Source organism: Rhodoferax sp. GW822-FHT02A01, from assembly GCF_038784515.1.
Lineage (GTDB): Bacteria > Pseudomonadota > Gammaproteobacteria > Burkholderiales > Burkholderiaceae_C > Allorhodoferax.
In genome coordinates this window covers 1,688,018-1,713,869 of sequence record NZ_CP152376.1, presented here as the reverse complement: position 1 = coordinate 1,713,869, position 25,852 = coordinate 1,688,018, and the positions used below count along the sequence as shown (strand labels likewise).

General features: G+C 62.2%; 21 protein-coding genes. 10 read left to right on the top strand and 11 right to left on the bottom strand.

Annotation, left to right across the window (positions count from 1 at the left end; all coding sequences use genetic code 11):
- Nucleotides 1-46: 46 nt before the first annotated feature.
- From AAGF34_RS08125 to AAGF34_RS08100, 6 genes are all read left to right on the top strand, one after another.
- Entirely contained in the window at nt 47-1,003 is a 957-nt protein-coding gene (locus AAGF34_RS08125) for a LysR family transcriptional regulator (protein ID WP_342620111.1), read from the top strand.
- A 113-nt stretch (nt 1,004-1,116) separates the two neighbouring features.
- Nucleotides 1,117-2,007 (top strand): metallophosphoesterase, encoded by an 891-nt coding sequence (locus AAGF34_RS08120; RefSeq protein ID WP_342620110.1) that lies wholly within the window; start codon nt 1,117-1,119, stop codon nt 2,005-2,007.
- Nucleotides 2,004-2,387, top strand: a complete 384-nt coding sequence (locus AAGF34_RS08115; protein WP_342620109.1) for a cupredoxin domain-containing protein — start codon at nt 2,004-2,006, stop codon at nt 2,385-2,387. The genes AAGF34_RS08120 and AAGF34_RS08115 overlap by 4 nt, the downstream gene beginning before the upstream one ends.
- A 6-nt stretch (nt 2,388-2,393) precedes the next feature.
- Nucleotides 2,394-2,924, top strand: coding sequence for a sigma-70 family RNA polymerase sigma factor (locus AAGF34_RS08110; protein ID WP_342620108.1), 531 nt, complete (start codon nt 2,394-2,396; stop codon nt 2,922-2,924).
- A 7-nt stretch (nt 2,925-2,931) separates the two neighbouring features.
- A complete protein-coding gene (locus tag AAGF34_RS08105; RefSeq protein WP_342620107.1) occupies nt 2,932-3,678 on the top strand; it encodes a hypothetical protein in 747 nt (248 codons plus the stop codon).
- A gap of 102 nt (nt 3,679-3,780) precedes the next feature.
- Nucleotides 3,781-3,963: a hypothetical protein gene (locus tag AAGF34_RS08100; protein ID WP_342620106.1), complete on the top strand. Its 183-nt coding sequence runs from the start codon at nt 3,781-3,783 to the stop codon at nt 3,961-3,963.
- Nucleotides 3,964-3,987: 24 nt separating this feature from the next.
- Here AAGF34_RS08100 and AAGF34_RS08095 read toward each other — a convergent pair whose 3' ends face one another.
- The gene (locus AAGF34_RS08095) at nt 3,988-4,314 is read right to left on the bottom strand and encodes a thioredoxin family protein (protein WP_342621061.1); all 327 of its coding nucleotides are present in this window, start codon (nt 4,312-4,314) and stop codon (nt 3,988-3,990) included.
- A gap of 266 nt (nt 4,315-4,580) precedes the next feature.
- On the opposite strand from AAGF34_RS08095, the gene AAGF34_RS08090 reads away from it, so the two are divergent.
- A complete protein-coding gene (locus AAGF34_RS08090) occupies nt 4,581-5,642 on the top strand; it encodes a PHB depolymerase family esterase (protein ID WP_342620105.1) in 1,062 nt (353 codons plus the stop codon).
- A 59-nt stretch (nt 5,643-5,701) separates the two neighbouring features.
- Here the strand turns inward: AAGF34_RS08090 and AAGF34_RS08085 are convergent, their stop codons facing one another.
- The 4 genes from AAGF34_RS08085 to AAGF34_RS08070 form a co-directional block, all read right to left on the bottom strand.
- On the bottom strand, nt 5,702-6,097 hold the full coding sequence (locus AAGF34_RS08085; protein WP_342620104.1) for a hypothetical protein: 396 nt from the start codon (nt 6,095-6,097) through the stop codon (nt 5,702-5,704).
- A 117-nt stretch (nt 6,098-6,214) separates the two neighbouring features.
- Nucleotides 6,215-7,435: an adenylate/guanylate cyclase domain-containing protein gene (locus AAGF34_RS08080; RefSeq protein ID WP_342620103.1), complete on the bottom strand. Its 1,221-nt coding sequence runs from the start codon at nt 7,433-7,435 to the stop codon at nt 6,215-6,217.
- Between the two features lie 132 nt (nt 7,436-7,567).
- A complete protein-coding gene (locus tag AAGF34_RS08075) occupies nt 7,568-9,139 on the bottom strand; it encodes a trimethylamine methyltransferase family protein (protein ID WP_342620102.1) in 1,572 nt (523 codons plus the stop codon).
- Between the two features lie 22 nt (nt 9,140-9,161).
- Nucleotides 9,162-11,591 carry an FAD-dependent oxidoreductase gene (locus tag AAGF34_RS08070; RefSeq protein ID WP_342620101.1) on the bottom strand — a complete coding sequence of 810 codons (2,430 nt, stop codon included), beginning with the start codon at nt 11,589-11,591 and terminating at the stop codon, nt 9,162-9,164.
- A 160-nt stretch (nt 11,592-11,751) separates the two neighbouring features.
- Here AAGF34_RS08070 and AAGF34_RS08065 point away from each other — a divergent pair, with 160 nt between their 5' ends.
- Nucleotides 11,752-14,193 (top strand): FAD-dependent oxidoreductase, encoded by a 2,442-nt coding sequence (locus AAGF34_RS08065; protein ID WP_342620100.1) that lies wholly within the window; start codon nt 11,752-11,754, stop codon nt 14,191-14,193.
- A gap of 9 nt (nt 14,194-14,202) precedes the next feature.
- Nucleotides 14,203-14,832 carry an XRE family transcriptional regulator gene (locus AAGF34_RS08060; RefSeq protein ID WP_342620099.1) on the top strand — a complete coding sequence of 210 codons (630 nt, stop codon included), beginning with the start codon at nt 14,203-14,205 and terminating at the stop codon, nt 14,830-14,832.
- 24 nt (nt 14,833-14,856) lie between these two features.
- Here AAGF34_RS08060 and katG read toward each other — a convergent pair whose 3' ends face one another.
- Nucleotides 14,857-17,064: a catalase/peroxidase HPI gene (gene katG / locus AAGF34_RS08055; RefSeq protein WP_342620098.1), complete on the bottom strand. Its 2,208-nt coding sequence runs from the start codon at nt 17,062-17,064 to the stop codon at nt 14,857-14,859.
- Between the two features lie 109 nt (nt 17,065-17,173).
- Complete coding sequence (locus tag AAGF34_RS08050; RefSeq protein WP_342620097.1) at nt 17,174-19,723, bottom strand: EAL domain-containing protein; 2,550 nt, start codon at nt 19,721-19,723, stop codon at nt 17,174-17,176.
- Between the two features lie 217 nt (nt 19,724-19,940).
- Between AAGF34_RS08050 and AAGF34_RS08045 the strand changes: the two genes are divergently transcribed.
- Complete coding sequence (locus AAGF34_RS08045) at nt 19,941-21,530, top strand: EAL domain-containing protein (RefSeq protein ID WP_342620096.1); 1,590 nt, start codon at nt 19,941-19,943, stop codon at nt 21,528-21,530.
- A gap of 20 nt (nt 21,531-21,550) precedes the next feature.
- Here the strand turns inward: AAGF34_RS08045 and AAGF34_RS08040 are convergent, their stop codons facing one another.
- The 4 genes from AAGF34_RS08040 to AAGF34_RS08025 are packed head-to-tail and all read right to left on the bottom strand — an operon-like array spanning nt 21,551 to nt 25,740.
- Complete coding sequence (locus tag AAGF34_RS08040) at nt 21,551-22,450, bottom strand: dienelactone hydrolase family protein (protein ID WP_342620095.1); 900 nt, start codon at nt 22,448-22,450, stop codon at nt 21,551-21,553.
- A 16-nt stretch (nt 22,451-22,466) separates the two neighbouring features.
- Nucleotides 22,467-23,486, bottom strand: a complete 1,020-nt coding sequence (locus AAGF34_RS08035) for a pirin family protein (protein WP_342620094.1) — start codon at nt 23,484-23,486, stop codon at nt 22,467-22,469.
- Nucleotides 23,487-23,491: 5 nt separating this feature from the next.
- Nucleotides 23,492-24,331, bottom strand: coding sequence for an ethanolamine ammonia-lyase subunit EutC (gene eutC, locus AAGF34_RS08030; RefSeq protein WP_342620093.1), 840 nt, complete (start codon nt 24,329-24,331; stop codon nt 23,492-23,494).
- Nucleotides 24,328-25,740, bottom strand: a complete 1,413-nt coding sequence (locus AAGF34_RS08025; RefSeq protein WP_342620092.1) for an ethanolamine ammonia-lyase subunit EutB — start codon at nt 25,738-25,740, stop codon at nt 24,328-24,330. The genes eutC and AAGF34_RS08025 overlap by 4 nt, the downstream gene beginning before the upstream one ends.
- Nucleotides 25,741-25,852 lie beyond the last annotated feature (112 nt).

Sequence of the window (25,852 nt, the reverse complement as noted above, 5' to 3'; positions counted from 1 at the left end):
GCAAAACCAATAGATAGAATCACTGCTGTGAATATTGGAGTGCCTTATGGATCTGCGCGAAATTGACCTGAACTTGCTGGTTGTCTTCAACCAGCTGTTGCTGGACCGCAGCGTTTCAACATCTGCGGAGAAGCTGGGACTGACGCAGCCCGCTGTCAGCAATGCGCTCAAGCGCTTGCGCGCCGTGTTGAAGGATGAGCTCTTTTTGCGAACCTCCCGCGGGATGGAGCCCACACCCTACGCCTTGCATCTGGCAGAGCCGGTGATCTACGCGTTGAACGCATTGCAGACCGCACTCACTACGCGTGATTCGTTTGATCCGCTCACCAGCACCCGCAGTTTCCAGCTGGCGATGAATGACATTGGCGAAATGTATTTCATGCCGCCATTGATGCTTGCCTTGTCCAAACTGGCGCCCAACGTGCGCGTGAGCACCGTGCGCCCCAACAGTGGCAACCTGCGCGAAGACATGGAGTCCGGTACGGTCGATCTGGCACTGGGCCTGCTACCCAATTTGCAGGCAGGTTTCTTCCAGCGGCGGCTGTTTCGGCACCCCTACGTCTGCGTCTATCGCAAGGGGCACCCGGTAGCCAAATCGCCCATGACACTGAAGCAATTTACCGAGCTGGACCATGTGGGCATCATTGCAGCCAACACGGGACATGCAGAGGTGGATGGTCTGCTGGAACGCGCAGGTATCAAACGCAAGATGCGATTGATGTTGCCGCACTTCATTGCCGTGGGGCATGTGTTGCAGACCACCGATCTCATCGCCACCTTGCCGCAGCGGTTCGCGCAACGGTGCGAAGTTCCCTTTGGCCTGGTCACGTCGCCCCATCCGGCGCGATTGCCCGATATTGCCATCAACCTGTTCTGGCATGCCAAGTTCAACCGGGACCCAGCCAACATGTGGATCAGGCAGCTTTTTGTGGAGCTCTTTGCGGACAGCGAGGGAGAGAAGTCGCAACCTCGCGTAGTGCGGAGCAAGTCCACCTCCAGGTAGCACAAACCGTCAAAGAAGTTCCGTCAGGATGGTCGGAAAAATTTCCACCTGCAATGGAATAAATTGCCGTCGGCTTCGGTATTGCATGTGAACACACTACACGGGAAGCCACCATGCAACGTCGAGATTTTCTCAACCTGTCCGCCGCCGGAGGCGGTGCCGTATTTCTCTCGGCTTTGGCCGGCTGCGCAGCAGACCCTTACGCCTCGGCGGCATCGCCGTCAGACTTCTACTTTGTCCAGCTGTCCGACATTCACTGGGGCTTTCAGGGCAAGCCCAATCCAGATGCCAGTGGCACACTGCACAAGGCCGTCTCCGCCGTCAATGCGCTGGACATTCCGCCGGAGTTCATCGTCTTCACGGGCGACCTGACCCACACCACCGATAGCCCGGAGGAGCGCAGGCGTCGGATGAAGGAGTTCAAGTCCATCGTGGCAGGACTCAAGGTGCAGACGGTGTACTTCATGCCTGGCGAGCATGACGCCGGGATTGACCGCGGTGCGGCTTACCAGGAACTGTTTGGCCCCACCCACTACACATTCGACCGGCACGGATTGCACTTTATTGTGCTCGACAACGTGTCGGATCCGGGCAGCAAGATCGGCGACGAACAGTTGGCCTGGTTGCAGGCGGATTTGGCCAGGCTTGCTCCTTCGACTCCCATCGTGGTCCTCACCCACAGACCTCTGTTTGACCTGGTGCCCAAATGGGACTGGGCCACACGTGACGGCGCTCAGGCCATCGCAATGCTCATGCCCTTCGAGAATGTCACGGTCTTCTATGGCCACATCCATCAGGAACATCACCAGATGACAGGGCACATTGCCCACCATTCGGCCAAATCATTGATATTTGCCTTGCCGGCTCCGGGTTCGCAACTGGAGCGCACGCCCTTGCCATGGGATCCGGCCGCACCATACAAGGGACTGGGTTTTCGGGAATTGCATGTGGCGTCTCGCGCACAGAGCTACGACCTGATGGAATATCCGGTGGTGCAGGGATGAGCGTGAACTTGTGGAATCGCCGGCGTGCCGTTGCCGGCATGGCGGTCGGTGCGGTCGGCGCCGTCTCGGGACTCACGGCGTGGCGCGCAGCCCATGCACAATCGGTGCGCGAGATAGAGGTCGTGGCCCAAAGGTTCAAGTTCACCCCTTCGGTGATTGAGCTGAAGCTGAATCAACCCGTCTTGCTGCTGCTCCGCTCCCTGGACTTCATCCATGGTTTCCATGTTCCCGATATGGGGATACGCTCTGACCTGTTGCCGGGCATGGTCACCCCCATACGTCTGACACCCACACAGCTGGGGCGCATAGACTTTTTGTGTGACAACTTCTGCGGAGACGGTCACGAGGAAATGCATGGTTATTTCAACGTCACGGATTGAACTGCAGTGAAACTGGCGCGCAACTTTGAAGCCACCATCCTGCCTCTGCTGGACAGCGGCTTCAACCTGGCGCGCTGGCTGCTGCGCAACGATGCCAACGCGGAAGATGCGGTGCAGGAGGCGGTGCTCAGAGCGATGAAGTACTTTGACAAACTCAAAGGCGATGATGCACGCGCATGGTTTCTGGGCATTGTGCGAAACGTATGTTTCACCCACCTGAACGAACGCAAGGACTGGAGGGAAGTGTCAGGGCAGGACGAAAGTGCGCTGGAAGAACTCCAGTACACCGCAGGGCTGACCCAGGACGAGCCGAGTGTTGCGCTCCATCAAAGCTACCAGCGGCAGCACATCAATGCCGCACTCAGCGCCTTGGTTCCAGCCTTGCGCGAAGTCCTGGTTCTGCGAGAGCTGGAAGGTCTGGAGTATGAGCAGATTGCCAGGATCGCTTCCATCCCCGTGGGGACTGTCATGTCACGCCTGTCACGAGCCCGCGCACGCATGCGTGAGCTACTGACTCTCTCAGGCGCTCGCGAGTGAGCAACCTATGAACGACGAAGAACTCTCAGCACTGATCAAAGGCCATGCCAATCGCCACAAGGCAAGCGAACGCCTGAAGGCTGCCGTGCGCACCCAGATCACATTGCATGCTGCCGCAACCCCGGAGCCGGAATCTGCCCACCCTTCCGATGCATGGCAGCCATGGGGCGCATGGCTTGGCCTGTCTGGTTTCAATGCGCCCGGTGGTTACGGTGTCAGGCAGCTGACCCAACTGGCGCTTGCCTTTGTCACTGGCGTGCTGCTGACGCTGGCCTTGGTTGTGAACTATCCACACTGGATAGTTCACAACAACACATCGAACAACATGGTGGGGGATCTGCTGGGTCTGCATGTGCGCTCCTTGGGCCCCGGCCCCTTGTTCCAGGTGGGCTCCAGTGATCGCCATACGGTCAAGCCCTGGTTCCAGGGCAAGCTCGATTACGCGCCAGAAGTTCCGGACCTGCACGACGCGGGGTTTGATCTGTTGGGCGGACGCATTGATCGGGTGCAAGGGCACGACACCGCTGTCCTTGCGTACCAATTGCGCAAGCACATTATTTCGGCTTATGTGCTTCCTGTGGAGCAGGCCGTGCCTTCGCAGACAACGCAAAGAAGAGGGTTCCATATCGCGCACTGGAGCGATGGCGTCATGCAAATCTGGACCATCACCGATGCCGACGTCAGCGAATTGAAGCGGTTTGAATCCGCTTGGCTGGCAAAGGTCAACTCCGTGCCACCCACCGAAAACAGGTAACTGCGCTGTACGCCTTTACCTCCCGTTACGTGTCCGCGGTCGGCCACACACCACACCCAGCGTTACATACTCAGGTGGATGCATTCCGCCAAGGAGTACAGAGTGAGCTTTTTTCGTCGATTGGTCGGTGTGGGTGCTGCAGTGATGTTGATCACCACGTTGAGTGGATGCGTGGTACGCCCGCTATGGTGGGGCGACCATGACCGGCATGACCATGAGCACTATGGCTATCACTCCGAGCCGCGCGACGGTGGTCGACAGGATGACTGGCGTCAAAACCGATAGGCCTCTGCAGCCCGTAGAAAGCCCCTACACGTTATCCAGTGCAGCCGAGATATCTGCCGCCTGTGTGGGGCGCACCATGCGCGCGACTTCCTGCCCGTCACGCAGCAGCACCAGTGTAGGCCAGAGCCTGACGCGGTAGCTGCGGCCCAGTGCCCGACCAGGACCGTCTTCCACCTTGATGTGACGCCACTGCGGATGCTGCGAAAGCACGTCGACAATTGCAGGCTGGGCGGCACGGCAATAGCCGCACCAATCGGTACCAAATTCGAGCAGGGTCAGGCCCGCTAGCGCATCCACTTCGACGCGCGCTGGCGCTTCCGACTCACTTAGATAAGGTTTGGGCAGGCTCATGTCCGGATTGTTGCCCATATCTGCAGACCCTGCGCTTTCCGGATTTGCGTGGTCCTGGTTCCTTCAAAGATGAGACTGATCAGACACACCATATATCCGTAAGATTCGGCGGAGTGCCATCCTCCTGGACTGTGCGCCATCCAACAAACGCATTGCGCCACAGGCAGCACACTAGGCACCATCGATTGCACGCTGCTGTCCACGCCAGATCCCTTGTACCCCTGTCCGCGGCAACCCAATCTGCCACACTACTTCACCCCACAATTTTGAATCAATTACTCCAGCGATCGCTCAAGGCCATGACGCGTCTGGCGCTGCGCACCGGCGCCAGAGCCATAAAGCTGGCTTTGAAAACAGCAAAGAGACCGCAAGGCGCCAAGGCCGGCAAGGCCGGCAAGCGTGCCACGCCCTTGCGTGTTGCCAAAACCGCCAAGACACCCACCCGGGCAAAGCTCTCGAGCGCGGCCAAGGGTATGGCATCCGGTGTGCATCAGGGACGCCGCTACCTGTTGTTCAAGCCACCGAACATGGGGCGCGGCGAGAGCCTGCCCTTGGTCGCGATGCTGCATGGCTGCATGCAAGACGCACAATCCCTGGCAGCGAGCACCCGAATGAATCGCCTTGCATCGTCAGAGCGCTTCATGGTTCTCTATCCACAACAAGACCGGCTCTCCAATTTGCAGAGCTGCTGGAATTGGTACGAGACACGTACCGGCCGCGCACAACGCGAGGCTGACTCCATCGCTGCTGCCATTGAGCATGTCTGCGCGTCGCAGCCTGCCGATCGCCATAAGGTGGCACTGGTGGGAATGTCCGCTGGTGCAGGCTTGGCAAGTTTGCTGGCACTTCGTCTTCCCGGACGCTTTCTGGCGGTTGTCATGCACAGCGGCATTGCGCCAGGCCAGGCGAGTTCCTACGCAACGGCCTTGAGAGCGATGGGTGGACGTGCGAAGGCTGTTGCACTCACCCGAACGAATGCCGACCAGCATTTGCCCGCCCTGCTGGTCATTCAAGGCAGTGGCGACTCCATCGTGGCATCCATCAACGGAACACAGTCTGCGCAAATTTGGGCCGACTGGGAAGGCGCGCTGCCTGGCCGGGTACACGCGGTGCGGCGTGGCAAACGGTTTGCTGCCGATATCACGGACTACTACGCCGGGGAACGCCAGGTAGCGACACTCTGCATGGTCCATGGATTGGGCCACGCCTGGAGCGGTGGAGCGGCGGGTCAGCCCTACAGTGATCCGCTGGGCCCGGATGCCTCGCGCCTTGCTTGGTCTTTCATCAAGAAACAGATTGCCTGTAGTGGCGCACCCAACCTGGCGTGAATTCAGCAGGTTCCCACTTGCTTGTCTGCCCGTAAGGCAACACCTGCCGAACAATCACATCAATCGTCTTCGTGTTTACGCTTCTTGTGGTCGCCATGGTCTCGCCCATGGTCGCCATCACGGCCCTCATCGTGCCGGTGTTCCTCGTAACGCTCTCTTACCCAGTCTTCACGCACAAAGTACACAGGGCGCCCGCAAGCGTTGTATTCGTGGCAGTGCTTTTCCCAGTGCTTTTGATGTCCTGGAGGTACGTACAGATACACAGGCTCCCTCACAGGGGACTGAATGATCACGATGGGTTGTTGATTGATTACCCGGGGTGGCGGGAAATTTCCGATGTCGATCTGACCATACACACCGGGCTGGTTGATTCCGATGGAGACCCCAACGCTTGTTTCAGCAAATATGCTGAAGGTGGCAAATATGCCAATCACCAGCGCACATTGTTTCTTCATGTCTTTCTCCTTTTTGTGTATTGCCTGTTTAACTCGGAACGGCACTGTATCGTTGACCGTGAAGCGCAATTGGCGCGATTGCCACAAACGCCAAGGTGATGCTGATTGCGGAACCGATCAATTCTGCGCCAGCACAAATACATCATGGCGACCCGCCTTGCCCTTGATGGAGATACCCTCTCTGCGCGAAAACACATATCGTTCGCCGACCAGTTGGTACGTGGAACCCGACACCTGGATTTGTCCTGCGATTCCATGTGACTCCATGCGTGAGGCCATGTTGACTGCATCACCCCACACGTCATAAACCTGCCGTGAGTTCCCGATGACGCCTGCCACCAGCTCGCCGGAAGAGATTCCGATGCGCAGCTCTATGCCCTCGAACTCCTTGCATGCGGCAAGCATCTCCCTACCCAGTTCCAACAGCACCTGAGCATGGTCCGCTCTTGGCTCCGGCACTCCCGCTGCCACCATGTAGGCGTCGCCAATCGTCTTGATCTTGGTAAGGCCGCGGGCTTCCACGAGGGCATCAAAGCGCGAGAAGATGGCCGACAGCATGTCGACCAGACGATCCGGATCCATCTGCTCCGATAGCCGGGTGAAGCTCACGATGTCGGAAAAGAGCACGGAGCAATTCTGGTGACGCTCGGCGAAGCTGCGTCCGCTGGTCAACAACCGCTCCGCGATGGGCTTGGGGAACATGCCACGCACCAGATCAACAAACCGATTGTTCGCCTCATGCAGGTAGGACTCGATGCGATTCACATCGCCGATGAAGGCGTGGACGATGAGATACAGAATGGCAAACGCACAGATGTTGTTGACCCATGTGCCGCCACGTCGAATACTGTCGGGCAGGGCGTAGCCGGAAACCAGCGGCGTGTTGCTGCTGGCAAAGTAGACAAAGGCCACAAAGCATGCCAGCGTAAATCCATAGCGGACCCATGCGCTCTCCCTTCTGAACAGCAGATAGCTGCCCACTGCGATCAACAGGAAATAGGTGTGCAGGGAGCGCGGCACATCCGCACTGGGAATATCAAAGAGCGCGTTGAGCAGGAACAGCAGGACGTATACCAGCCCCGCCAGAAGCAGTGACGCGAACCGCAGATTGCCTTGGCGCGCCAGCAACCCGATCGCCACGCCGCCAAGAACCAGCAAGAGGTCAACGCTGAGCAGGAAGCGATCATGCGCGAAACCGAAAAAGATCGCCCAGCAGCTGCCAAGCAAAACCATTACCAGGCTGGAGACATTCACAACCAGCCTGACCCGACGGGCGTGGGTGTTGCGCGGATCGTATGCGACAAGAAATCCACCTGCTTGGGGGTTGCGTTGCGCCATGGAATGCCGCCTCCTCCGGTTTGGGCCACTGTATCTGTCAGCCGGTCAATTTGCCACAGTCCTGCGCGATGTCAAGGGAGGCAACCCGGCGCTACCGGGCCGCAGGCACGCACCACTTGTGTGGGCGCGCGATCAGCGCCCGCCGCGCTCCATGGCTTCGCGTGGCAGACGCACCGGGAATTGCGCACGGATCGCATCGTCAATGGCTTTGGGAATGTGCGAGGGATAGTGCGTGGCCAAGATCTCCTCCAGTCGTCCGGCGGCACGGTCCACCAGGGAGGGCCGACCCTTCTCTTCCCACTGGTTCGGGCTGGAGCGGTCGCCTAAGGCGGGGTAGAGGTAGTCACGCTGCATGAGCTGCAAGGTCTGGTCCGAACCCAGGTAGTGGCCCGGGCCTTCCAGACAGACTTGGCGCATGGTCTCCAGCGAGATGGATTCGTCGTTCACCTCGATGCCGCGTATGGTGCGCTGCACGGCGCCTATGAGGTCGTTGTCGATGAGCAGGCTCTCCAGCGAGAACCCCATTAGGCTGGCCATCATGCCGGCGGACTCGTAGATCAGGTTGGCGCCGGCATTGCCCACCAGGGCGTGGTTGTAGGCGCGCTCCATGCCGCACTGGGCATCGGGCAGCTTGGAGTCGGTCATGCCCGAGGCGGTGCCGCCAGTGAGATCGTAGAAGCGCGAGATCTGCGCGCTGGCCGCCGACAGCAGGGCCTGCTCCGGGCTGCCGCCTGACATGGCGCCGGTGCGCAGGTCCGACACAAAACACCAGGTGCCGAAGATGGCCGGCGCCTTGGGCTGGATGGCGTTCACATAGACCAGGCCCGCCAGGCATTCCGCCGTCTCCTGCACCAGCGCGGCCGCCAGTGACGCGGGCGCCGTGGCACCGGCCTGCCCGGCCGAGAGCAGCAGCACCGGCATGCCGCCGCGCACGGCCACTTCAAGACACTTGCAGGCGTCATAGGCGAACTTCATGGGCGGCACCACAAAGCAGTTGGACTGGCTGACAAAGGGGCGTGCGCGCCATTGGTCTTCGCCACCGGCAATCATGTGCAGCATCTTGAGGCTCTGCTCCAGATGCTCGGGCGCCACCCAGCTGGAGCCCACATGCTTGGTGGTGCCAGACACACAGGCGTAGGTGGTGTTGAAGTCCATTTCCTCGGGCAGGGGCAGGTCGCGGCACACCACCGAGCGCTGGTAGAAATGCAGATGCTCCAGCGTGTCGACCACGCGGGCAATGTCATAGAGGTCGCGCGTGGTGGACTCGCGGTACACGCCGGTGCGGGCATCGACCATATTGACCGCGGCTCCGGCGGTGCCGAAATACACCTTGTCGCCCCAGGGCTCCATGTCGTACTCGGGGTCCTGGCCGTAGAGCACGAAGTGGCGCGCCGCGTTGGCAATGGTGTCTTCCACCAGCGCGCGCGGGAACAGTAGGCGCCCGCTGTCGGTGAGCTTGGCACCGGCCTTGACCATGGCGTCTATGCCGCTTTGCGGCGCGTCGGCAAAGCCGATGGACTCCAACGCATCCAGTGCAGCGTGGTGGATCTTGCGGACGTCAGCATCGCTCAGCGGCTTGTACTTGCCGCCCTCCATGCCGGGGCGTACCGGGCGCAGGTTGTCGGGCAAAGGAGCGGCGCGTGCAGCGCGGCGGGCGGCACGGGCGCCGCCGCGGCGGGCCAGGGGAACTTCGGCTTCGGTCATCGTGGTTTCCTTTGCGGTGGCTTCAGGCGCGCAGCCGCGCGTTGCGGGGGTCGTACAGCGGCTCGGCATGCACCTTGGCCGCGCGCAGTTGCCCCAGCACTTCCACCTGGACCCGGGTGCCGGGCTGTGCCAGAGGCGTACGGATATAGGCCAGCGCCACGCTCTTCTGCAGGGTGTGGCTCCACACGCCCGAGGTGGTCAGGCCCACGTTGTCCTTGCCGTGGAACACCTGGGAGCAGTAGGGCGCCTCGGCGTCGCCGTCCTCGTCGAAGATCAACGGCACGAAGCGGTAGGCCGGGCCGCGCGCATGCTCGGCCAGCAGCGCCTCACGGCCTACGAAGTCGGGCTTGCCCAGGTCCACAAAGCGGTCCAGCGAAGCTTCCAGCGGTGTGTAGCCGCTCTCCAGGTCGCTCTTCCAGCCGCGGTAGCACTTGTCCACGCGCAGGCTGTCCATGGCATAGAGCCCGAAATCGCGCAGGCCATAGGCCTGGCCTGCCTGCCACACCGCGTCGTACAGCGCCTGCATCTGCACCACCGGCGCATGCAGCTCCCAACCCAGCTCGCCCACGTAATTCACCCGCATGGCAAACACCGGGCCGACCACCGTGTCGACGGTGCGCGCCGACAGCCAGGGGAAGGCCGCGTTGGACAGGTCTGCCGTGGTGATGTGTGTGAGTAGCTCACGGCTGCGCGGCCCGGCAATGATGAGCGTGCCGCGCTCGGAAGACACATCGCGCACGCTCACGGTACTGCCTGCGTCCAGCCCCTGGCGGAGCAGGTCCATGTCATGCGTGGCGGCAATGGCCGCGCTGATGATGTAGAAGTGGTCTTCGGCCACGCGGGTTACGGTGAACTCACTCCACAGCTTGCCGCCGGACGTGAGCGCATAGGCCAGCGACACGCGGCCCAGCGACGGCAGACGCGAGCAAGTCAGGCGGTCCAGGTGCGCGGCGGCGCCCGGCCCTTGGAGCTCGTATTTGGTGAAGCCCGGCAGGTCCAGCACGCCCACACGCTCACGCACGGCGGCCACTTCCTCGGCCACCACGCCATGCCAGATGCTCTCGCGCCGGAAGGACAGCACCTCCTCTGCCGGGAGTCCGCCACGCAGGTCGAAGTACACCGCCCGTTCCCAGCCGCCCCGCGCACCAAAGCGCGCGCCCTTGGCCTTGAGCGTGTCATAGGTAGGCGAGGTGCGCAGCGGCCGGCCGGCCAGGCGCTCCTCGTAAGGGAAGGAGCTGGCGTATTCGTTCTGGTAGACCTCCACCGCCTTGGCCACGGTGTAGGCCGTGGTGGCGTAGTCGCCGTAGCGGCGCCGGTCCAGCGACCACAGGTCCCACTCGGGCTGGCCGTGCACCACCCACTCCGCCAGCGCCTTGCCAGCGCCACCGCCCTGGGTGATACCGAAGCTGAAGGTATTGCAGTGGAAGAAGTTGCGCAGGCCCGGCTCCGGGCCGATGTAGGGGTTGCCGTCGGGCGAGTAGGGGATGGGCCCGTTCACGCCGCGCTTGATGCCCGCACGCGCCAACGCCGGCACGCGGGCCATGGCGTCCTCGATGTAGGACTCCAGGCGCTCGAAGTCGTCATTCCAGAGCTGGTTGGCAAAGTCGTCGGGCATGCCGTCCAGCCACATCGGCGTGGCCTTCCATTCATAGGGGCCGAGGATGAAGCCGTTGCGCTCCTGGCGCAGGTAGTAGGAGGTGTCCGGGTCGCGCAGCAGGGGCAGGCGCGCGGCGCCGCGTTCCAGCAGCTCCTCTGCGTCTTCGGTCACCAGGTACTGGTGCGACATCACCGCAATCGGCAGATGCCGCCCCACCATGGCCATCACTTCACCCGCGCGGTAGCCCGCGGCATTGACCACGATTTCGGCCGTGATCTCGCCCTTGTCGGTGGTCACCACCCACTCGCCACCAGGCTTTTGCCGAAGCGCCGTCACCCGCGTATGGCGGCGTATGGTGGCGCCCAGCGTACGGGCCTCACGCGCCAGCGCCTGGGTGAGCTGCGAGGGGTCGATGTCGCCGTCCAGCGGGTCCCACAGCGCGCCTTGCAGGTCGTGGGTTTCGATGAGCGGGTAGCGTTCTTTAAGCTCCGTGGGCGAGAGGATTTCATACTCCAGCCCGTTTGCCCGGGCCATGCTCTGCACGTGGCGGAACTCGTCCATGCGGTTGCGCCCGTGGGCCAGCCGCACCGAGCCGGTGAGGTGGTAGTTGATCGGGTCTGCGGGGTTGGATGCCAGCTCGCGGTACAGCGCTGCCGAGTACTTCTGCAGCTTGAGGATGCTCCAGCTGGTGGAGAAGGTGGGCAGGTTGCCGGCGGCATGCCAGGTGGAGCCGGAAGTGAGCTCGTCGCGCTCGAGCAGCAAGGCATCTTTGAGCCCCAGCTTGGCCAGGTGGTAGAGGCAACTGCAGCCCACTACGCCACCACCGATCACCACTACCCGCACGTGCTCTGTCATGCTTGTCTCCATGGTTCTTCGCAAGAATCTCTATGGCAATGGCCCTGGACTTTTCTCGCCATTGTTGGTCTTGGCAAATTGTAGTAGCCTTCGTGAAAATTTGTCACGAAATTTCACGGTAGAAAAAATTTCTGCCAAACTTTAACTTTCCGGAGGCCTTATGGAACTGCCAAACCAAGCGAATGTGGTCATCGTGGGCGGCGGCGTGGTGGGCGTCAGCCTGGCCTACCACCTGACCCTGCGCGGCTGCAAAGACGTAGTGCTGCTGGAGCGCCGCCAGCTGACCTGCGGCACTACCTGGCACGCCGCCGGCCTGGTGGGTCAGCTGCGCGCCACCCACAACATGACGCGCCTGGCGCAGTACACCACCGGGTTGTATGCCTCGCTGGAACAGGAGACCGGGCAGGCCACGGGCTTTCGTCAGACCGGCTCGCTGGCCATTGCCACCCATGCCGAGCGCTTCGAGGAACTGCGCCGCGGCGCCTCCATGGCCAAGTGCTTCGGCCTGGAGGTGCAGACGCTCACACCATCGGAAGTACTGGCTCTGTGGCCCGGTATGCACGGCGGTGATGTGGTGGGCGGCGTGTTCCTGCCCAAGGACGGGCGCACCAACCCGATTGACACCACGCAGGCGCTGGCCAAGGGTGCCAAGAGCCGGGGTGCGCGCATCTTTGAAGACACGGCCGTAGAGAAGATCCTGGTCGAGAACGGCCGCGCCGTGGGCGTGCGCACGGCGCGCGGCGAGATTCGCGCCGACTATGTTGTCAACTGCGGCGGCATGTGGGCGCACGAATTGGGCGCCCAGACCGGTACCACGGTGCCGCTGCATGCAGCCGAGCACTTCTACATCGTCACCGAACCCATGGCTGGGCTGCATGCCGACCTGCCGGTGCTGCGCGACCCCGACGGCTGCGCCTACTTCAAGGAAGACGCGGGCAAGCTGCTGGTGGGCTGGTTCGAACCCGTGGCCAAGCCCTGGGGCATGCAGGGCATTCCGAAGTCGTTCTGCTTCGACCAGCTGCCTGACGACCTGGAGCACATCGAGCCGCTGCTGGCTGCGGCCATGCACCGTGTACCGCAACTGGAGCACACCGGCATCAACCTGTTCTTCAACGGGCCCGAGAGCTTTACCCCCGATGACCGCTACCTGCTGGGCGAGACACCCGAGGTGCGCAACCTGTTTGTGGCGGCGGGCTTCAACTCCATCGGCATCCAGTCTGCCGGTGGTGCCGGCAAGGTGCTGGCCGACTGGATCGTGGACGGCCACCCGCCCATGGACCTGTGGGATGTGGACATCCGCCGCTGCATGCCGTTCCAGCGCAACAAGCAGTACCTACGGGATCGTACGGTGGAAACGCTGGGCCTGCTCTACGCCATGCACTGGCCCTTCCGCCAACCTGAGACGGCGCGCGGCGTGCGCAAATCCATGCTGCACGACCGCCTGGCCGCGCAGGGCGCCTGCTTTGGCGAAACCGCGGGCTGGGAGCGCGCCAACTGGTTTGCACCCGAAGGCGTGCAGCCGCAGTACGTCTACAGCTACGGCCGCCAGAACTGGTTTGAACACAGCGCCGCCGAGCACATAGCGGTGCGCCAGGGCGTGGGCCTGTTCGACCAGTCCTCGTTTGCCAAGTTCGTGGTGCAGGGGCCGGATGCCGAACGCGTGCTCAACCAGATCAGCGCCAACGACGTAGCCGTGCCGGTGGGCAAGATTGTCTATACCCAGTGGCTGAACCAGCGTGGCGGCATAGAAGCCGACCTCACCATCACCCGCGAGGCGCCCGACCGCTTCCTGGTGGTGACGGCTGCGGCCACGCAGACGCGCGACTTCACCTGGCTGCGGCGCAACATCCCAGCCGACGCGCGGGCCACGGCGGTGGATGTGACGTCCAGCATGGCGGTGCTCAGCCTCATGGGGCCGCGTTCGCGTGAGCTGCTGGCCAGTCTGACACCCGCCGACATGTCGGACGCCGCCTTCCCCTTCGGCACCTCGCAAATCATCGACCTGGGCTATACGCGGGTGCGCGCCAGCCGCATCACCTATGTGGGCGAACTGGGCTGGGAGCTGTACATCCCCACCGAATGTGCAGCGGGTGTGTTCGACGTGCTGATGGAAGCGGGCAAGGCCTATGGACTCAAGCTCGCGGGCTACCACGCGCTCAACTCCCTGCGCATGGAAAAGGGCTACCGCCACTGGGGTCACGACATCAGCGACGAGGACACACCGCTGCAGGCTGGCCTGGGCTTTGCTGTGGCCTGGAACAAGCCCGATGGCTTCATCGGCAAGGAGGCTTTGCTGGCGCAGAAGGCCCGTGGCGTGACGCGCAGGCTGCTGCAGTTCGCACTGCAAGACACTACACCACTGCTCTACCACAACGAACCCATTCTGCGCGATGGCGTGATCGTGGGGCGCATCACCTCGGGTATGTTCGGCCACGCGATCGGCAAGTCGCTGGGCATGGGCTACGTGGAGTTCGGTGACGCGACCCAAGCCGCTGCACCACTGCAAGGACGCTACGAGATCGAGGTGGCGGGCGAGCGCTTTGCTGCCGAGGCAACGCTTACCGCCTTCTACGACCCCAAGGGTGCGCGCATTCGGGGCTAACATCACGCCATGGCCATTCAAGCAGCCCGCCTGCCCCATCCCGACGACCCTGCGACTGACGATGCGCAGCCGTCTGCATTCGACCCGGAGGCGTCGATTGGCGAACAGCTGCGCGACCTGCGCAAGGCACGCAATCTGACGCTCAAGGAGGTGTCGCAGGCCGCGGGCATTTCGGTGGGTTACCTGAGCCAGTTGGAGCGCAACCATTCGCGTCTGCCCATAGGCGTGCTCAAGAAGATCAGCGATGTGCTGGGTGTGCACATGAACTGGTTCTTCCAGCAAAGCAACGATGGTGTGGCCGCCGAACGCGATATCGTGGTGCGCGCCAACAACCGGCGCCGTATGTCGTTCACCGGCCTGGGCATCACTGAAGAGCTGCTGTCACCCAACCTGAGCGGACCTCTGGAATTGCTGATCAGCTCCATCGCCCCCGGTGCCGACAGCGAGGACTACAGCCACGATGGCGCCGAGGCCGGACTGGTGTTGGCTGGCACGCTGGAGCTGTGGGTATCGGGCCGGCACTTCACGCTGAACGCGGGCGACAGTTTCTCCTTCAAAAGCACCGAGGTGCACCGCTGTGCCAACCATGGCAAGGACACGACCCAGGTACTGTGGGTGATCACGCCGCCGCACTACTGAAGCGCGGCGGCCAGGCTGCGGCATTCAGGCGAGGTCGAAGCGATCCAGACTCATGACCTTGGTCCAGGCGGCCACGAAGTCGTGCACGAACTTCTGCTCTGCATCGCTGGCGGCGTAGACCTCGGCCAGCGCGCGCAGTTGGGCATTGGAGCCAAAGACCAGATCGGCCACCGTTCCGGTCCACCTCACCACCCCTGTGCTGCGATCACGCCCTTCAAACACGCCCGCAGTAGACGACCTGCTCCACTTGGTGCGCATGTCGAGCAGGTTCACGAAAAAGTCGTTGTGCAGTGCTCCGGCCCGGGAGGTGAACACACCGTGCGGGGTGTGACCTGCGTTGGCGCCCAGGACGCGCAGGCCGCCTACCAACACCGTCATCTCCGGCGCCGTCAGCGTGAGCTGTTGGGCCTTGTCCAGCAGCAACTCGGCGGCCGCATCTTCCAGACCGGCACGCGTGTAGTTGCGAAATCCATCTGCCTGCGGCTCCAGCACGGCAAAAGATTCCACATCGGTCTGTGCCTGACTGGCGTCCATACGACCCGGTGCAAACGGTACCGTCACAGTCTGACCGGCGGCGCTGGCTGCGGCCTCTACGGCCGCATTGCCCGCCAGCACGATGAGGTCCGCCAGCGAGATCTGCTTGCCGCCGGACTGCGCGCTGTTGAACTGCTGCTGAATGCCTTCGAGCTTGCGCAGCACTTCTTGCAACTCTGCGGATTGGTTGACGGCCCAATCTTTCTGCGGCGCCAGGCGGATGCGGGCGCCATTGGCTCCACCACGCTTGTCACTGCCGCGGAACGTAGAGGCCGATGCCCATGCGGTAGCGACCAATTGGGCAACGGTAAGGCCGCTGGCCAGCACCTGGGCCTTGAGTCCAGCAACATCCTGTTCATTCACCAGCGCGTGGTTGACTGCCGGAATGGGGTCCTGCCAGATCAGTTCTTCCTGGGGAACCAGAGGACCCAGATAGCGGGCGCGCGGCCCCATGTCCCTGTGGGTGAGCTTGAACCAGGCGCGGGCAAAGGCATCGGCAAACGCTGCGGGGTCCTGGTGAAAGCGACGCGAAATCTTCTCGTACACCGGGTCCATGCGCAGCGACATGTCAGCCGTGGTCATCATGGGCGGGTGCTTCTTGCTGGCGTCGTGCGCGTCGGGAATCATGTGCTCCGGCTTGACGTTGCGGGCGACCCACTGGTGGGCGCCGGCAGGGCTCTTGGTCAGCTCCCATTCGTAACCGAACAGCATATCGAAGTAGCCGTTGTCCCAGGTCGTGGGGTTGGGCTTCCAGGCGCCCTCGATACCGCTGGTGGTGGTGTGCACACCTTTGCCAGTGCCAAACTTATTGATCCAGCCCAGGCCTTGTTCCTCGATAGGGGCGCCTTCAGGTTCGGGGCCGACCAGAGCCGGGTCACCGGCGCCGTGGGCCTTGCCGAAGGTATGGCCGCCGGCCACCAGGGCCACCGTTTCCTCATCGTTCATGGCCATGCGGGCAAAGGTCTCACGCACGTCGCGGCCGGATGCCACCGGATCGGGCTTTCCATCGGGGCCCTCGGGGTTCACATAGATGAGACCCATCTGCACCGCGGCCAATGGATTCTCCAGATTGCGGTCCCCGCTGTAGCGGCTGTTTTCCTTGTCGCTGGTGGCTAGCCAGGCTTTCTCCGAACCCCAGTAGACGTCCTGCTCAGGCTCCCAGATGTCGACGCGGCCACCGGCAAAGCCGAAGGTCTTGAAGCCCATGGATTCCAGCGCCACGTTGCCGGCCAGGATGATGAGGTCGGCCCAGGAGAGCTTGCGCCCGTACTTCTGCTTGATGGGCCAGAGCAGGCGACGCGCCTTGTCGAGGTTGCCGTTGTCGGGCCAGCTATTGAGCGGAGCAAAGCGTTGGTTGCCACTGCCCGCACCGCCACGGCCGTCGCCCACGCGGTAGGTGCCGGCAGAGTGCCAGGCCATGCGGATCATGAGGCCGCCGTAGTGACCCCAGTCCGCAGGCCACCAGTCCTGCGAATCCACCATCAACGCATGCAGGTCCTTGACCACGGCATGCAAGTCCAGGCTCTTGAACTCCTGCGCGTAATCGAAGTCTGCCCCCATGGGGTTGGACTCTGCCGCATGCTGATGCAGGATTCCAAGCTTGATCTGATGAGGCCACCAGTCAGCGTTGGATGGCGCAGCGGCTGTGGCTGTCTTTTGGGCAGCGTGTGGAAAAGGACATTGGGCTTCTTTTGACATGCTGGACTCCGGTTGCGATAAAAGCGAAGTTCAGTGTAGGTGGGCTTGCGGATGAACGCCAATTGCATTCACCAATGCCCGCAATAGCACAGCAACTTATGCGAGCACCTCAATGAACACCGGCAAAGAGAGGCAGCGCCACAAAGTCTTCCCGCGAGCAGGGGCGGGCAAAGAAATAGCCCTGGAGCAGATCCACACCCATCTCGCCCAATAAGCGCGCCGTGTCTGCGTCCTCCACACCTTCGGCCACCGTGCTCAGTCGAAGTGCCTTGGCCAGGCCCAGAATGCCCTGCACCATGCGGTAGCCGTCCTCGGTATGCAGACGGCGCACAAAGGAAATGTCGATCTTCAATTCACCAATGGGCAGGTCGTGCAATTGCGACAGCGACGCATAGCCGGTGCCGAAGTCATCAATCGATAAGCTGAACCCTGCTGCAGCAAGAGAGCGCAAGCGCTCGTCCGCGTAGGTGACATCAGCCAATGCGACAGACTCCGTGATCTCCAGCTGGATGTCGCGCGGCTGCAGTCCGTAAGTCTGCACATCGGCAAGCAGATCGGAGATGAAGTCCACCGAGAACAGCTGCCGCTTGGAGATGTTGATGGACATCTTCAGATCCGGCAGCTCCTGCTGCCACTCGCGCAAAGCCGCAAAGCCGGTGCGTCGGACCTGCGTGCTGAGGTCTCCGATCAACCCCAGGTTTTCTGCCATGGTGATGAAGCTGCCCGGCGCAACCCAGCCCAGTTCTTCATCGTGCCAACGCGCCAGCACTTCCACGCCCTCCATGCGAGGCTGGCCCTCGAGCACCGAACGCGCATTGACCAAGGGCTGGAACCACGCGGTGATGGTGCCGGCATGGATGGCACGTGCCAGCTTGGCCTGGACGTACAGATCCTTTTTTCCGGTTCCCTTGCCGGCCACTTCCGAGTAGAACTGGAAGTTGTTGCGCCCCTGTGACTTTGCGTAGAACATGGCACGGTCCGCCTGTGCCAACAAGGCGTCGATATCGCCCGAAGGTTCGTCATCCGGATAGACCGCAATGCCCATGCTGAAGGCGCTGCTCACTGCGATACCCGCAATCTCCAGCGGCTCGCGCGCCACGGCAATCATCTTCTGCGCAACCTGCCGTTCCGATCCAGGCTCACTCAGGTTGTGCAGCAATGCCACAAACTCGTCTCCGCCCCAGCGTGCCAGCGTGTCCCCCTCGCGCAGGCAGTCACGTAACCGGTGTGCAATAGCCAGCAGCAGCTCGTCTCCCACCTTGTGACCATAGGCGTCATTGATGTCCTTGAAATGGTCCAGGTCCACAAAGCACACCGCAATACGCCGCGCCGAACGGTTTGCGTGCTGGATGGCCTGCTGGATGCGGTCTTCCAGCAGCACGCGGTTGGGCAGACCGGTCAGCGCATCGTGCAGCGCCATGTGATGGATGTGGCGCTCCTGCAGATAGACCTTGGTAATGTCATGCATCACGCCACGCACAGACGTGGTGCCGCTGAACGCATTGCGTTCCGCGACGAAGCGGCATTCGAACCACTTGTCGGTCCGCTCAGCGGAACCGAACCGGAAGCGACCATGCACCTCGTCCTTGACACCCGTCACCAGCGCGTTGAATTGCAGCTCGAACCCTGAGCGGTCATCGGGGTGCACATGGGTGAGCAGATGCGTGTCCCGCACTGCGTCGTCTCCAGCGATGGCCCGCCATCCGGCATTGGAGTTGATCAGGCGGCACTGTCCGTCGAGCTCCAGCACCGCTTCCTCGAGCAAGTCCAACGTCCGCACGACAGACCGGTTCTGCTCAGCCAGTCGCTTTTCATTGTCGAGCGCCGCATGCAAGGACTCAAAGGGCTGGCGCACGCTGGAGGCAAAGACGGCGCGGAAGATGAACACATAGCAAACAATCTTGTAGAAGTGCCCAACCAGGTTGAACAGGTCGCCATGTGAGCGATACAGGGTGAAGCACAGCTCCGATATCGCCGCAATGGCAGATGCCACGAACAGATGCGCCAGGGTGCGCCGGTACTCACGCAACAGCCTGCGCAGCATCCACAAGGCGGCAAATCCATACATCGCCACCAGGACGTATTCGTATCCGACCTTGTAGACCGTCAGGCCCTGCAATGGCACATAGAAGCTGGGCACCCATTCCATGTGAAACAGCGCTGCCCAATAAACCAGCCCCACGAACAGCAGCACACCTGCGGCCATGGCAAACCGGCTGCGGGCATCCTTCAGCGGTTCCCTGGAACCCACGGCGGTGATGCACAGCCCAATCGCCGGCAAGGTTCTGGCGGCCAGCCAGAAGGTGATGGACTTCTGGACTTCAGCCGGGGTAATCATGTACGGCATGCCAGGAACGGAGAGCATGTGCGCAAAGTCCAGCAGCCCGGTACCAAACAGCAGCACGCCCAGCAGCACCAGATGCCCCGGCCTTTCCGACGCATAGGCATTCCAGACAATGCCCGCGCCCAGCATGGCCACCACGATGGCAGCCATCTCCATGACGGTATGCAGGATGAGGTACTGCGGGATGATGAAGTCCATTCCGCTGAACTCCCCCCAGAGGGCAAGGTATCCCAGGGCCGCCAGGACAACAAAGAACAGTGCCGATTTCAGAGGCCCAAAGCCCGACGCCTTCACTCCATCAGCACGGCTGTCCATTGCCATTGGCTCCCCTTTCCAATCGTTGTTGATTCAGAACCCGCAGTGCCGGGTCACCTCAATTGCCTAGCGGACCATTTTGTCATAGCAATTTCACTCAAAAGCCATTCCAAAACGCATATCGGGACTTGTGCCGGTTGTCATTCCAGCAAGCCGGACGTATCGTCGTTGCACAAGTGACGCCCGAACCCAAAAAATAAACAGTTGGAAGCCTGCCATGAAGCGAATTGCCGCTCTCTATGTTGCGTATGCCATGGCGGCTGCTGTCATTACGGCCCCGATCTACATCGCCATCAACTTCACCAGGACGGTGTCACTCAGCCGCTCGCAGGAGCAGGCTGCGCAGCTGGCCGACCGGTCACTGCAGCGCAATGAACTGATCACCGGCCAGGTCTTCGAGACCATCCACGCGCTCGAAGCACAACAATTCCGCTCGCCCTGCTCCCTGGAAGCCATGGATCTCATGCGCAGGTTGGTGATGCGGGAAAGTCGCCTGCAGGCCGTGGGCTACGTCAGCGGTGACCGCATGCTGTGCTCATCCCTTGGAAGGCATGAGGGCGGTGGCATCGACGTGGGCAAGGCCGACTACACCAGCTCCAACGGACTGGTGGTGCGCTCGGCCCGCAAGCTGCCATACGACGACAAAAGCCTGTACCGTATCAGCTCTTCGGCCAGGAGCGGGTTCACCGCCATCGTCCACACGGACAACGCCCTGGACGTGGTGGACGAAGACAGTACCGAAGGCGCTGGCCTGATTGGCCTGGCAAACCTCAAGCCCATATCCCAATCGGGTCCGTGGAAGGAGGCCTGGGCCAAGCGACTGGGCAACCAATACGCGGTGACCTTCTTCGATGGCGAGTATGTGGTGGGACTGAAGCGCTCCACCCGCTACAACTACTTCACCTACGCCGCAATCCCGGAGGTCCGGGTCCAGGCCGAAGGTCGGCGCCTGGCCGAGTTGCTGATCCCCATCGGCGTGCTGGCCGGGTTGGTGCTGGGGTTCCTGGTTTACGTGGTGACCAAGCAGCAGCTGGGCATTTCGGCCCAGCTGAAAAATGCACTTCTGCGGGACCGTGAGCTGTTTCTGGTCTATCAGCCCATCGTCGACTTGGCCAGTGGTCAATGGCAAGGAGCCGAAGCGCTCCTGCGCTGGAGAAGACCGGACGGCGAATTTGTCAGCCCGGATGTCTTCATTGAGATTGCCGAAAAGAATGGACTGATCGGACTGATCACCCGCAAGGTGATCCGCACGATCCAGAAGGATGCTGCCCTCTTTCTGAACGCGCATCCCGGATTCTTCATTTCCATCAACGCCTCGTCCTCCGACTTGCAACAGGACGTGTTGTCGCAGCAACTGGCCCACGCAACGCGATCCATGGGCATTGCACCCTCGGCCCTGCGCATTGAAGCCACCGAGCGCACGTTCATCGATACCCAGGCGGCCCAGAAAGGAATTGCCCGGCTGCGTGAGATGGGGCACCCCATTTCCATCGACGACTTCGGTACCGGCTACAGCAGCCTCTCGTATCTGGCAACCCTGAATGTGGACGGGTTGAAAATCGACAAGTCCTTTGTGGCCACCATTGGCACCGGCGCTGTCACGGCCGAAGTAGTGCCGCACATCATCGAGATGGCCAAGTCACTGAAGCTGCGAATGGTGGCCGAAGGCGTTGAAACCCAGGAGCAGGCGGACTACCTGCGCGCACGCGGTGTGCAGATGGCCCAGGGCTGGCACTACTCACGCGCCATTTCGCTGCACGATCTGGACAGGGGACTGCAGGCGCAAAAGGCTTTCCTTTCGACATAGCCGCCGCGCAGGCGGATCATCTACGCGGGCTTGGCAACCAGTGTCGTCTTGAACAGTGCCACTGTGCGCTGCCATGCCAGCGCCGCCGCCTCGGGGTCGAAGCGCGGCGTGGTGTCGTTGTTGAAACCATGCTGCACGCCGGGATAGATGTACGCCTCATACGGCTTGCCCGCCGCCTTGAGTGCGGCCTCGTAGGCAGGCCAGCCGGCGTTGACGCGGTCATCGGCACCGGCGTAGTGGATCAGCAGCGTGGCATGGATCTTTGGCACATCCTGGGCGGGCGGTTGCGCTCCATAGAAGGGTACCGCTGCAAGCAGTTCGGGCATGCGTGTGGCCAAGGCATTGACCACACCGCCGCCATAACAAAAGCCCACCGCGCCGACCTTTCCATTGCTCTGGGGCATGGTCAACAGGGCGTTGGCACAGGCCAGGAAGTCCTGCAGGTTCTTGCCGCCATCGAGCTTGGCAAACAGGTCGCGCGCCTTGTCCTCATCGCCCGGGTAGCCACCCAGGCTTGTCAGCGCATCGGGTGCAAAGACCAGAAAACCGTCCAGCGCCAGCCTGCGTGCAATGTCCTCGATATGCGGATTGAGTCCGCGGTTTTCGTGGACCACCAGAATGGCCGGCAACTTGGCGCTGACACCGGCGGGCTTGACCAGATAGCCCTTGATGCTGCCGTTTCCCTGGGGTGATGCAATGGTCTGGTAGCTGGTCTCCAGGCGGGGATCGCGTGGCGATACCTGCTGCGCCTGTGCAAACTGCGGACTCAGTGCCGCCAGCAGTCCGGCGGCTGCAGTGGCCGAGCCGGCAATCCTGGCGGCCTTGTCCAGAAAGCCGCGGCGGCTGATGTCGCCATGCACATAGCGATCAAACAGTTGCAGAACCTCGGGCTGAAAATTCTTGGCGCTCAGTCGTGTCATGTGTGGTGTTCTTTCCTTAACGCTCTTCCAGCTTGCCATCGGTGTGTATTGCAAAGCGCCCCTTGGTGCGGGGATGCACCGGGTCAGCGGCACCCCAGGGCCAGCCACCAAACTGCGTCCTGCGATAGTCGACAAAGGCCTGCTGGATTTCGGCCTGTGTGTTCATGACAAAGGGGCCGTACTGCGCCACCGGCTCACCGATGGGCCGGCCCTGCAACAGCAGCAGCTCGGACTCCTGTGCACCATTGACCAGCTCCACGGCCTGGTCACCCGCCACCGTGATGGCAGAGGCGGGCGGGATGGCCTGCCCTGCAATGCTCAGATGACCACCTTCAAAGAAGTACAGCTGCCGCTGTGTTCGCGCACTTTGCGCTGCGGGCAAGGTCCAGCGTGCACCGGGTGCCATCTTGATGGTGAGTATGGCCACATCGGCATCCGCCTGGGCCGCCCACGAATCCGGTGGTGGCGGCAGACAAGGGACCGGTGTCAGCGCACCGGCAATGCTGGCCACACGGGTCAGCGCGCCCTGCGCATCACGGAACTCCTGCTGGGGAATGTCTTCGTTCCAGAACATGGTGAAGTGCGGCTCGGCCATCTTGCTTTTGGCTGGCAGGTTGAGCCAGATCTGGAACAGCTCGGTGGGGTTGGGTGCGTCCTGGTGCAGCAGGGGAAACATTTCGCAGTGGACTATTCCCTTGCCTGCGGTAAGCCACTGCACGTCGCCATCGCCAAAGCGCGCGGTGGCACCGGCGGAGTCTGAATGGTCGATACGGCCCTTGCGCACGATGGTGACGGTCTCGAAGCCGCGGTGCGGGTGAGCGGGAAAGCCGGGCACACCTTCCCCGTGGTACATGCTCCAGCCGTCCTTGCCGGAAAAGTCCTGACCGATGTTGCGGCCCGCCAGCGAGGCTTGCGGGCCCATCGTTGCATTGCCTGCGGGATAGGCATCGTTGTGATGCACGCAGAACAGGAAGGGGTCTATGGTCTGCCAGGGAAACGACAGAGGCTGGATGTTGAGGATGGGATGGGTAGACATGGTGGTTACTCGGCAATGAAAGAAGGCGCATCGTCCTTCAACCCCACACCGGTCAACTGCAAGGTACGCGCCTGGCGCATCAGCCCGTGCAATTTGTAGGCGGCGTCTTTCAACGCCAGACCAGCGCTGCGCACATTGGAGATGCAGTTGCGCTGCGCATCGGTGCAGCCCACACGCGGAGCCCAGGTCATGTAGATCCCCAGGCTGTCCGGTGAGCTCAGGCCCGGGCGCTCACCGATGAGCACGATGACCAGCTTGGCGGCCAGCCGCTCGCCGATGTCGTCACCCACCGCCACGCGCCCCTGCTGCACCACGCACACCGGTGCCACCTGCCAGGTGGGTGTGTCGTTCCGCAGCCGCTCCAGCAGCAGCTGTATGAAGGCCAGCGCATTGCTGTGGATGGCCAATGGCGACAGCCCGTCGGCCACCACGATGCAGACATCGGGCTGGGCGCCATCGGCATGCTGCGCGCGCCAGCGCTGCAGCGTGGCGCCTGATGCCTCGTCCAGCTTGCGGCCCCAGTCGGGCCTTTGCAGGTAGCTGCGCCGGTCTGGCGCGGCGCTGTGCAGGGCCAGGGTTTCGATTCCCAAGGCCTGCAAAGGCTGCTCGATGCTGGCCACATCCAGCGGGATATGCACCGCATCACGGGCCTGTGCATGGGCCCACTGGAACTGCAGGTGGGCATTGGTGGGCAGGCTCTGTCCTGCGCGACCCAGTGCGATGCGTGCGTCGGTGAACTGGCGCAAGGCGGACCAGGGTTGGTGGATGTGGGACGGGTTCAGCATGTCTTCGGCGTCCGTGGCAAGCGCGTCGTGGGGTGTGGAAGAGGGGATGGGGTTGTTCATTGCGCACCTGTCAAAGCCAACATGGCGGCCTGCATGCCCGGAGCCACCGCCTGGGTCAACCGGGTGCTGCCCGGTTGCAGGATATGCATCTTGAAAAGCCATTCCTCGAATTCGGGACCCGGGCGCACGCCCAAGATCTGGCGCATCACCAGCGCGTCGTGGAACGACGTGCTCTGGTAGTTGAGCATGATGTCGTCGGAGCCGGGAATGCCCATGATGAAGTTGCAGCCCGCCGCGCACAGCAGGGTGAGCAGGGCGTCCATGTCGTCGGAGTCGGCCTCGGCGTGGTTGGTGTAGCAGACGTCGCAGCCCATGGGCACGCCCAGCAGCTTGCCGCAAAAGTGGTCTTCCAGACCGGCGCGGATGATCTGCTTGCCGTCATACAGATATTCCGGCCCGATGAAACCCACCACGGTGTTGACCAGCAGCGGCTGGTAGTGCCGCGCCACGGCGTAGGCTCGCGCCTCGATGGTTTGCTGGTCGCAGCCATGGTTGGCGTTGGCCGAGAGAGCGCTGCCCTGGCCGGTCTCGAAGTACATCACGTTGTCGCCGCGCATGCCGTCGGCAAACACCGCACCGCGCCGCAGGGCGAGCGCGGCATGCCGCGCTTCTGCCAGCAGGTTGAGGTCTATGCCGAAGCTGCGGTTGGTGCCTTCGGTTCCGCCAATCGACTGGAACACCAGGTCCACCGGCGCTCCGCGCTCCATCGCCTGCAAGGTGTTGGTCACGTGGGTCAGCACACAGGACTGGGTGGGAATTTCGTGGCCGCGAATCACCTCGTCGAGCATGTGCAGCAGGCGCGTGACCTGGGGCACGTTGTCGGTGGCCGGGTTGATGCCAATGACAGCGTCGCCGCTGGCTTGCAGCAGGCCATCGAGCAGGCTGGCTGCAATGCCTTTGGCGTCATCGGTCGGGTGGTTGGGCTGCAAGCGGGTGGACAGGCGACCCGGCAAACCGATGGTGCCGCGAAAGCGGGTGACGACCTGGCACTTGCGCGCAATCAGCACCAGGTCCTGCAGGCGGCAGATCTTGCTCACCGCGGCCACCATCTCGGGTGTCAGCCCCGGCGCCAATGCGGTCAGCGCGGCAGCGTCCGCCGCATCACTCAACAGCCAGTTGCGAAAGTCGCCCACCGTGAGATGGCTGACCGGTGCAAAGGCGGCGGCATCGTGGCTGTCCAGGATCAGGCGGGTGACGGCGTCTTCTTCATACGGCACCACGGCCTCCTGCAGAAACGCCTTCAGGGGAACTTGCGCCAGTGCCATCTGTGCGGCCACGCGCTCCTGCGCATTGGCCGCGGCGAGCCCCGCAAGCTGATCGCCAGAGCGCAGCGGGCTGGCACATGCCAGCAGGGTCCGCAAGTCCGCGAAGGAAAAAGTGTGATGCCCAAAGGTATGACGGTACAACATGTATTTAATCGCAGCTGACAGGTGGATGCACTATATGACAAGCCATCCGAATCTGCCTTTCATCCGCGGAATGGTCACTGCACAACCGGTCCTATCGCCACGGTTTTCGTCT

Excerpts from the sequence above, each read along its gene's own strand:
- AAGF34_RS08125 (WP_342620111.1), top strand. The coding sequence starts at position 47 with ATGGATCTGCGCGAAATTGACCTGAACTTGCTGGTTGTCTTCAACCAG.
- AAGF34_RS08120 (WP_342620110.1), top strand. The coding sequence starts at position 1,117 with ATGCAACGTCGAGATTTTCTCAACCTGTCCGCCGCCGGAGGCGGTGCC.
- AAGF34_RS08115 (WP_342620109.1), top strand. The coding sequence starts at position 2,004 with ATGAGCGTGAACTTGTGGAATCGCCGGCGTGCCGTTGCCGGCATGGCG.
- AAGF34_RS08105 (WP_342620107.1), top strand. The coding sequence starts at position 2,932 with ATGAACGACGAAGAACTCTCAGCACTGATCAAAGGCCATGCCAATCGC.
- AAGF34_RS08095 (WP_342621061.1), bottom strand. The coding sequence starts at position 4,314 with ATGAGCCTGCCCAAACCTTATCTAAGTGAGTCGGAAGCGCCAGCGCGC.
- AAGF34_RS08085 (WP_342620104.1), bottom strand. The coding sequence starts at position 6,097 with ATGAAGAAACAATGTGCGCTGGTGATTGGCATATTTGCCACCTTCAGC.
- AAGF34_RS08080 (WP_342620103.1), bottom strand. The coding sequence starts at position 7,435 with ATGGCGCAACGCAACCCCCAAGCAGGTGGATTTCTTGTCGCATACGAT.
- AAGF34_RS08075 (WP_342620102.1), bottom strand. The coding sequence starts at position 9,139 with ATGACCGAAGCCGAAGTTCCCCTGGCCCGCCGCGGCGGCGCCCGTGCC.
- AAGF34_RS08070 (WP_342620101.1), bottom strand. The coding sequence starts at position 11,591 with ATGACAGAGCACGTGCGGGTAGTGGTGATCGGTGGTGGCGTAGTGGGC.
- AAGF34_RS08065 (WP_342620100.1), top strand. The coding sequence starts at position 11,752 with ATGGAACTGCCAAACCAAGCGAATGTGGTCATCGTGGGCGGCGGCGTG.
- AAGF34_RS08060 (WP_342620099.1), top strand. The coding sequence starts at position 14,203 with ATGGCCATTCAAGCAGCCCGCCTGCCCCATCCCGACGACCCTGCGACT.
- katG (WP_342620098.1), bottom strand. The coding sequence starts at position 17,064 with ATGTCAAAAGAAGCCCAATGTCCTTTTCCACACGCTGCCCAAAAGACA.
- AAGF34_RS08050 (WP_342620097.1), bottom strand. The coding sequence starts at position 19,723 with ATGGACAGCCGTGCTGATGGAGTGAAGGCGTCGGGCTTTGGGCCTCTG.
- AAGF34_RS08045 (WP_342620096.1), top strand. The coding sequence starts at position 19,941 with ATGAAGCGAATTGCCGCTCTCTATGTTGCGTATGCCATGGCGGCTGCT.
- AAGF34_RS08040 (WP_342620095.1), bottom strand. The coding sequence starts at position 22,450 with ATGACACGACTGAGCGCCAAGAATTTTCAGCCCGAGGTTCTGCAACTG.
- AAGF34_RS08035 (WP_342620094.1), bottom strand. The coding sequence starts at position 23,486 with ATGTCTACCCATCCCATCCTCAACATCCAGCCTCTGTCGTTTCCCTGG.
- eutC (WP_342620093.1), bottom strand. The coding sequence starts at position 24,331 with ATGAACAACCCCATCCCCTCTTCCACACCCCACGACGCGCTTGCCACG.
- AAGF34_RS08025 (WP_342620092.1), bottom strand. The coding sequence starts at position 25,740 with ATGTTGTACCGTCATACCTTTGGGCATCACACTTTTTCCTTCGCGGAC.